At 36.2% G+C, this 8063-nt stretch carries 6 protein-coding genes, 1 pseudogene and 1 CRISPR repeat array; of the genes and pseudogenes, 2 read left to right on the forward strand and 5 right to left on the reverse strand.

Annotated features, from left to right (window positions below; all coding sequences use genetic code 11):
- Positions 1-239: 239 nt before the first annotated feature.
- The 4 genes and pseudogenes from LIZ98_RS16015 to LIZ98_RS16030 all read right to left on the reverse strand — a co-directional run bounded on the left by LIZ98_RS16015 (position 240) and on the right by LIZ98_RS16030 (position 3958).
- Positions 240-1258: pseudogene (locus LIZ98_RS16015) on the reverse strand (C40 family peptidase).
- Positions 1259-1285: 27 nt separating this feature from the next.
- On the reverse strand, positions 1286-2356 hold the full coding sequence (locus LIZ98_RS16020; RefSeq protein ID WP_034773098.1) for a dipeptide epimerase: 1071 nt from the start codon (positions 2354-2356) through the stop codon (positions 1286-1288).
- Between the two features lie 18 nt (positions 2357-2374).
- A complete protein-coding gene (locus LIZ98_RS16025) occupies positions 2375-3538 on the reverse strand; it encodes a DUF819 family protein (protein WP_227140246.1) in 1164 nt (387 codons plus the stop codon).
- 87 nt (positions 3539-3625) lie between these two features.
- The gene (locus tag LIZ98_RS16030; protein WP_034773101.1) at positions 3626-3958 is read right to left on the reverse strand and encodes a DUF3870 domain-containing protein; all 333 of its coding nucleotides are present in this window, start codon (positions 3956-3958) and stop codon (positions 3626-3628) included.
- A gap of 432 nt (positions 3959-4390) precedes the next feature.
- Between LIZ98_RS16030 and LIZ98_RS16035 the strand changes: the two genes are divergently transcribed.
- Both LIZ98_RS16035 and LIZ98_RS16040 read left to right on the forward strand, forming a co-directional pair.
- Positions 4391-4681, forward strand: a complete 291-nt coding sequence (locus LIZ98_RS16035; protein ID WP_051989190.1) for a FadR/GntR family transcriptional regulator — start codon at positions 4391-4393, stop codon at positions 4679-4681.
- A gap of 117 nt (positions 4682-4798) precedes the next feature.
- The gene (locus tag LIZ98_RS16040) at positions 4799-4945 is read left to right on the forward strand and encodes a hypothetical protein (RefSeq protein WP_227140247.1); all 147 of its coding nucleotides are present in this window, start codon (positions 4799-4801) and stop codon (positions 4943-4945) included.
- A gap of 142 nt (positions 4946-5087) precedes the next feature.
- Positions 5088-6118: a CRISPR direct-repeat array (repeat unit 30 nt; unit sequence GTTTCAATTCCTCATAGGTAAGATATAAAC).
- Positions 6119-6774: 656 nt separating this feature from the next.
- On the opposite strand, the gene LIZ98_RS16045 is transcribed toward LIZ98_RS16040, so the two are convergent.
- Complete coding sequence (locus tag LIZ98_RS16045; RefSeq protein WP_227140248.1) at positions 6775-7881, reverse strand: nucleotide sugar dehydrogenase; 1107 nt, start codon at positions 7879-7881, stop codon at positions 6775-6777.
- Positions 7882-8063: the final 182 nt, after the last annotated feature.

Raw genomic sequence — 8063 nt, forward strand, 5'->3', positions numbered from 1 at the left:
AAGCTCATAAATCCTTCTCCTATTTGGTTTTTTTGTTTGTTCAGCAACCCCTATTTAGAGATACCGGATTTACTACAGTAGAGTTTTATGAAAATCCAGATAAAAAATGGATAAGTGTGAATGGGAAAAGATAGCGAGGCTTCTTTATATTGAAGTGTATTTGTATATAGAATCATACGTACGGTGGTTTGAGAAGAGGCTAGCCAAATAATAGCTGGCCTCTTACTGGATTTTTTTAATTATTCAAGATATCGTCTAGCCCCAGCGTATCCCTCACCATATCCGGGCGCACGGTAATTATCAATGCGTACTGTAGAAGCTGTGTTTGGTGAATGGATCATTTTTCCACCCCCAATGTACATACCTACATGATGGACTCGTCCTTTTCCTTCATCATATGCAAAGAAAATCAAATCGCCAGGTTGCAAGTCTTCTTCCGCGACAGGTGTGCCTTGAACAGCTTGAACAGATGAATCGCGTGGAATTGTGATTCCATGGACTTTATAAATAGTATGGGTAAATCCAGAACAATCAAAGCCAAATCCAGATGTACCAGCCCAAAGATAGGGGAGACCTAAAAATTGGTATGCTGTATCGAGTAAATCATCTGCTGTTGGTTTCGGAATATCCTTAACAGAATGATAAACTTGTACGTCTTCCTTTTTCAGCCATTTTTGGCCGTCACTTGGCGTTGCAACTTTAACGGCATTTTTTGTTTCGGCGATGACAGGAAGTCTCGTACTGATACTAATTTCCATGAAAGCCTGTTCGAAATTTGGATCATCATATAACAATGCTGTTGGTGAAGAAATGTGGGCAAAAGGTCTTTTCTCTAAAAACTTTTCAAATTGCTCATTTTTTGTTAATTGGTTTGCTGGCATCCAACCAGAGGATACCCAGCCTCTTCTCGTGGAGTTGGTTGACCATGTACAGCCACCTTTACCCAATCTCCTTGTTTTTCAAGGATGGTCACTTCTGTACCAAGTAATCCTTGAGTTTCCAAATTACCAACAAGCCAAAGCTTTTCATCATAAGTCATCGATGTTGTCCATTTCCACATGTCTACAGGATTCGTAATGGAAGGTTCATCAACAGGCCGAGTAATACCAGGTTCGGTCCATAAAGTTGCTACTGATACATCAATATAGGCATTTTCACCAACTTTAAGTTCTTCCTGCAAAGTATTCGCGCTGACTGAGGTCCAAGAAGTCAATAGAAAGCAGGTTACAATAACAATAGAAAGTAGCCATTTTCTCATCATTAACACACCTCTCATCTTTTATTTTTATAAAGAAACGGGGTTCAAACCAATTCCCGCAACTTCCGGCAACTGAATTTTCGAATTTTGAAAATATAAGTTGGCTTGGTTGTCATTGAGCCATAACGGTGGGTCCAGATCAATTTTTGTAATATTTGGATGAGCAGCTGCTAGATGGGCTGCTGCTAAAACAGACAATGTTGATTCCATCATGGCACCAAGCATACACTCAATTCCAGCGGTTTCTGCTATACTAGCAATCTTATACGCTTCAGAGAGACTGCCGGCTTTCATTAGTTTAATATTAATGAGATCCGCTGCCTGCAGCTTGACAATTTCAATTGCATCCTTAGCGGAGTAAACACTTTCATCGGCCATAATCGGAATGTTAACCCTGTCACGAACAAACTTTAACCCTTGGATATCATGTTGGGGTACAGGCTGTTCGATGAATTCAATCGGGAAGTTTCGCTTTTCAAACTCGCCAATAATTTTTACAGCTTCCTTTGCATTCCAACCTTGATTGGCATCAATCCGTAATATAATGTCGTTACCTAATTCATCATAGATGGACTGAATTCGTTCTATATCCTTCTGTCCATTGATGCCCACTTTAATCTTTAACGTTGTGAAGCCTTGTGCGACGGCTTTTTTTGCATCTTGGACCATTTCTGATGGTTCGTTAATACTAATGGTCATGTCATTCACAAGTGTATTCACTTTACCACCAAATATTTGATAGAGTGGGACATTTAGCTGTTTTGCGTAGGCATCATATAGAGCCATACTTAAAGCTGCCTTTGCACTTGTATTTCCTACGCAACTAGTTTGAATGATTTTTTCATTAACTCCAATATTTTCTATGTCATTACCAATAATGCTTGGAAAGAGTATATTGTCTAAAATACTATTGATTCCTTGAAGGGAGTCGCCAGTAACCGCTTCAGTTGCGACAGCGGTACCGTATCCAGTCGTCCCATTTTCAAGCGTAATTTTTACTGTAATACTATTAATTTTTGTTGCTGTACGAACAGCAGTTTTAAATGGTTTTTTTAAAGGCGTATGTTCAGTAAAAAAATGTGCTTCACGAATTTTCACTTAAAAACCTTCTTTCTGTTATAGTCCTGATAATAAGTAAGCTGTTAGTATTCCATAATAGGTTCCGAGTAAGTTTCCTAATAACGCCATCAATACGCCAACAGGTACTAGTGACTGATGATAAGCCCCTGCTAAAACTGGTGCAGATGCCATACCACCAACATTGGCTAAGGAAGCTACACCCATCGTGAATAAGTCAAGTTTAAATAGTTTCGCAACTAGTAGCATAGCTAAAGCATGGATGAGTAAAATCATAAATCCAGATAGAATATAAATTGGCGCTTGGAAAATTTGTGAGAAATCGGCATGGGATGCGATTAAAGCAATAATGACATAAAGCATAACTCTTGATATTTCACTCGATCCAGGAATTTTAGCAACTGGTGTTACAGCTAAAACTAAACCAATAATCGATGCAATAATAACTGCCCAAGTTGTTGTATTAAAAACAGCACCGATTGCTGGCAGATTTCCACCAATTTCCCAACAAACTGCGGATAAAAAGATACTCCCACCAACGAATACCATCATCTCATTGAAACCAATTTTCCCCTTCTCTTTTTCATCTGCTACAGCTACTTCTATCTCACTTGGAAGATCTACACCTTTAGCACCAGTCCAACGATTAAAACGTGCCGCATGGGGAACAAGCCAAAACATAAACATTACCCAGATCGAATAGTTAATCGTATCCATTATTAAGGCGTAACCAAAAATGTTTTCTGGCACGTCTAAAATGTCCTGTAAGGCAACCATATTAGCTGAGCCACCTGTCCAGCTCCCACTAAGAGCAGCGAATGCTTTCCATGTATCTTCGGCATAAAAGCCTTTTAGCAATGAATACGTGATTACAAAACCAACAATAATGGTTAAGGATGCAAAAAAGAAGGTTAAAAGAATTTTAGGCCCCATTTTAATGATTTTTCGTAAGTCACAATGCAATAGCATGAGAATTAGCATAGCAGGTAGTAATAAATCTTTGACACCTGTATATACGGCATCATTCGAAGCACTATCTGCAAAGACACCAGCCGTTTGTAAAACAGCACCGAAAATGTAAATCAGGACAATACCAGGTATATATTTAAAAAGCTTGGAGTCCTTCCATTTCTTTTCGGCATAGGCTACAATGGCTGTTAAAAAAAGTAATACTCCTAAATAAAGCACACCATTTTGAATCAATTTTCTCTACCCCCTTATAATTTATAAATATAAAAAACCCAGCAAATAGGTAAGTGTGTGACCTATTTGCTGGGTTTCATCTGCGTATTATTTAACAGAAGAAGCAGCATTAACGAATTTTAAATATTTTAAATGAGCATTTCGAAAAGCAACAATAAATGCCTTTTGTGACGAACCAAAATAACGTTTTTCGAAGTCTGATGTTATTATTTCGATATCGAGAATAGATTTGCCAATTAGTAAACTTTTAATAAATTGCTTTGTCAAATCAAGTGTTGCAGAACAATCAGCATCAATGATTTCCCCACTATCCCGATCAACAACCAATCCGATATAAAAGGCATTATATTTTTGCGTAATCGGATTATTAGCCGCAGCCTTTGCATCACCGATAATAAAAATGGTTTCATTATTAAACATCGTATCACCAGCCTTTTACCCATCTACGCTAAGGGACATTTATGATGAAGTCACAAATGATTCTTACCGTATGCACTAGGCTATAACTCCATTTTTATAAAAATTTGAATAAATGTCAATATATAAATTTAAATTCTTTTAAAAACTAATATATTTATCGAAAGGATTGATAAATAGTTTATAGTATTAATCAACAATATTAAAGCGTAGGGAGACAAGTACTTAAACTTTGTTTTCTAAAACTTCCGTTTAAATAGATAAAGTCCCGCCCAAATCATGTTTGTGAGCCCCAGTGTTTTTTTAATTGGAGTATGCAAATTTTATTTTTATTTGTCAGACAAAATAACAAATATAGTTAACAGAATATTATTTAGTATAATATAATATTGTTAAATCGAACAATTACTGCAAGGATGTGGGAGACATAGATATATGGAATATCCACTAAAGCTTAAATCAATTAAAAGGAAAACGTTATCAGATATGGTTGTGGATGAAATTATTACTCTCTTAACGACAGGTAAACTTAAACCTGGAGATAAATTACCATCTGAGCTTGAACTGGTGGAGATGCTTAATGTTAGTCGCTCCGTTTTGAGGGAAGCGCTAATTTCACTCGAAACATTAGGAGTGATTGAAAGAAGAACAAAAGAAGGGACCTTTATATCTCATAAAATAGGTACGCGCCCATATCATTTGATGCTATTACTGCAACGGATATAAATATTCTAATGGAAACACGAATGGCACAGGAACTCGGATTTGTCACATTAGCAGCAGAAAAAATAACAGAAACTGAACTGAAAAGTTTAAAAAAGTTTAAAAAAGTCGATAGATGCGATGAGAAATAATGTTGACAATTATGATGAATTAGATAAAGAGTTTCATAAAATCATTGCCAGTTCAGGAAATAATCATATTAATGAAGGCATCATTGAACCATTAATGTCTTTCTTTTATGAAACGTATAATAATATTATGAAATAGTTTGGCAAAGTACCTATATTCAAGTGGTTCTTTGTGGTCAACCATCTTATATGGGTGTGAACCTTGTTATCAGTGACCTCAGTTCTATATGTTCTTGGCAACTTTAACCATATCCGTGATTCGAGAATATCTTGCTCAAGCAGCTTCAATTCTTCATAGGTAAGATATAAACGAGTCAAGGAAAAAAAGCCGGCAGCATTACAGATGAGTTTCAATTCCTCATAGGTAAGATATAAACTTTAAAAGCGATGTGATTCCTGTATCCGTTATAGAATTTCAATTCCTCATAGGTAAGATATAAACTTTACAACAACCGTAAGTGTGCCTGTGAGTATGGGCTTATTTCAATTCCTCATAGGTAAGATATAAACATTAATAAGTAATACTTTTTGCCATTTATGATTGCTCCGTTTCAATTCCTCATAGGTAAGATATAAACTAAAAGAACAGCCGTCGACGGGGAAAATACTAGACTTGTTTCAATTCCTCATAGGTAAGATATAAACCTGATAATGGAAGCAATCAAAAATTTAACAATCTAGGTTTCAATTCCTCATAGGTAAGATATAAACTCTGACGAATCAATAAAGCGGTTCAAAGATGAAGCATGTTTCAATTCCTCATAGGTAAGATATAAACGATAAAGCTTCCTCTGGGGTGAATGTTGGTTCCAAAGTTTCAATTCCTCATAGGTAAGATATAAACGTTATTAATCTCATAATCCACTTCATATTCTTTGTCGTTTCAATTCCTCATAGGTAAGATATAAACGGCTCATCGAACGGTTTTGGTATGCTAAATATTGGAGGTTTCAATTCCTCATAGGTAAGATATAAACACAAAGTATGGGGTTTTCGCAATCCCAGCAAGATTTAGCGTTTCAATTCCTCATAGGTAAGATATAAACATAGATGCAAATGGACTAGCAGATTATGGTATTCTTGTGTTTCAATTCCTCATAGGTAAGATATAAACGTGCGGTACGCAAAAAGTGAAGTAAAGGATATACACGAGTTTCAATTCCTCATAGGTAAGATATAAACACTTATGAGCGAACATTGTGCGTCATGCAAGGCGAGTTTCAATTCCTCATAGGTAAGATATAAACAGAGCTAGAAAACTTAAGCCCATTTTTACGGGACTGTTTCAATTCCTCATAGGTAAGATATAAACCCAAACAATCCTTGATTTAATAAGGTTTTTTTGTATTGGTGGTTTTGTGTTAATTATAATAAAAATTTGGCTTTCTAGCAATTATATTTTCCATAAATACACGTAATCTAGGCATTTTCTATTGATTATTTTTCAAAATAACTTGTCGTCGATCCCCCGGGGTTTGTACACTACTGGAGGTCGACGACAAAAATTTTCCACTAGTCCAATTACATTTTGTCAAGAATACAACGTGATGTTTTTCTCAATGAAAGAACTGGTCCATTCCGCAAAAACAGAGAAATATCTCGTAAATTCCATACACGTTTTAAAAAAATCCCAAATACTAATCTCGTCATTATTGATGGGGCAACAGGAGATCCAACTTTTTTCACCTGATGAATGCAAAAGGCTTCTATCATCCTGACATCCAATAAAAACTTTCAAATAATAGGGTAAATTATTAGGTGAACCAGCAATCATTACCACCAATAGGACAGAAGAGTCAACAAAACCGAGAATATTTATTTAAATGGCAACAGTTATCAGATAAAGATAGGTCTTCTTCAAAATCTATCACATTTCTTAAGACAGGTGAAATGTGGGTTAAAAATTAGATGCTAGAAGATCATATTGATAACTTATCAGCCTAAAAAACCACTACTTTTTACCGGTTATTAGTCCCGACCATAAATATCTCTTGTATAAACTTTATCCTCTACATTTTTTAATTCCTCCGACATGCGGTTCGCGATAATTATGTCTGAACGTTCGGTAAACTCTTCAAAGTCATTTACAACTTTGGAGTTGAAGAAGGTTTCGTCGGCCAGGGTTGGCTCGTACACGATGACTTCAATTCCTTTTCCCTTGATGCGTTTCATGACACCTTGGATGGAAGATTCGCGGAAGTTGTCGGAATCGGATTTCATGGTTAGTCGGTAAATGCCAACAACTTTCGGATTGCGTTTGATGACCATATCTGCAATGTGATCTTTACGGGTTCTGTTTGCGTCGACAATGGCCTGAATGATATTATTTGGCACGTTTTGATAATTTGCTAGTAATTGTTTTGTATCCTTTGGCAGGCAGTAACCGCCGTAGCCAAATGATGGATTGTTGTAGTGGTTACCGATTCTTGGATCGAGACCTACGCCTTCAATAATTTGTTTTGTGTTGAGTCCACGAATTTCGGCATAGGTGTCAAGTTCATTGAAGAACGAAACACGTAAGGCTAAATATGTATTCGCAAATAGTTTAATAGCTTCAGCTTCTGTAGAATCGGTGAACAAGACGGGAATATCCTCTTTTATTGCACCTTCAACTAATAAATCTGCAAAAACTTTTGCTCGCTCAGAACGTTCTCCAACAATTATCCGCGATGGATATAAGTTATCGTACAAGGCTTTTCCTTCACGTAAAAATTCAGGTGAAAAGATAATGTTTTCCGTATTGAATTTTTCTTTGATTTCTTTTGTGTATCCGACCGGAACTGTTGATTTAATGATCATTACTGCTTCCGGATTGATTGTAAGGACATTGCCAATTACCTCCTCAACTGAACTTGTATTGAAGTAGTTTTTTTCCGGGTCGTAGTTTGTCGGTGTGGCAATAACAACATATTCAGCACCCTTGTAAGCCATTTCATTATTGGTTGTAGCAATTAAATTAAGATCTTTTGTTTCCAAGAATTCTTCAATTTCATGGTCAACGATTGGTGAACGTCTGTTATTGATCATATCCACCTTTTCCGGGATAATATCCAATGCAATGACTTCATCCCACATTTCGCACGTCTTAAGTAAAATTCATCATAATTTTTGAATGAACTTTATCTAAATGGCTCGATGGGGTGATTTCTTTATTTTTCGATGGATTTTCGACAAATTTCTATTGAATTCGACATTTTTTCGGGGTTTCCTCCTGTTATGTGTTATTTACCTTGATTTTCGACATTTTTTGACACGTA

This window comes from Caldibacillus sp. 210928-DFI.2.18, from assembly GCF_020554505.1.
In the GTDB taxonomy this organism is placed as follows: Bacteria; Bacillota; Bacilli; order Bacillales; family Caldibacillaceae; genus Caldifermentibacillus; species Caldifermentibacillus hisashii.

Bases quoted from the DNA above. Each gene is read 5' to 3' on its own strand.
- LIZ98_RS16030 (WP_034773101.1), bottom strand. From the start codon at position 3,958: ATGTTTAATAATGAAACCATTTTTATTATCGGTGATGCAAAGGCTGCG.
- LIZ98_RS16035 (WP_051989190.1), top strand. From the start codon at position 4,391: ATGGAATATCCACTAAAGCTTAAATCAATTAAAAGGAAAACGTTATCA.
- LIZ98_RS16040 (WP_227140247.1), top strand. From the start codon at position 4,799: ATGAGAAATAATGTTGACAATTATGATGAATTAGATAAAGAGTTTCAT.
- LIZ98_RS16045 (WP_227140248.1), bottom strand. From the start codon at position 7,881: ATGTGGGATGAAGTCATTGCATTGGATATTATCCCGGAAAAGGTGGAT.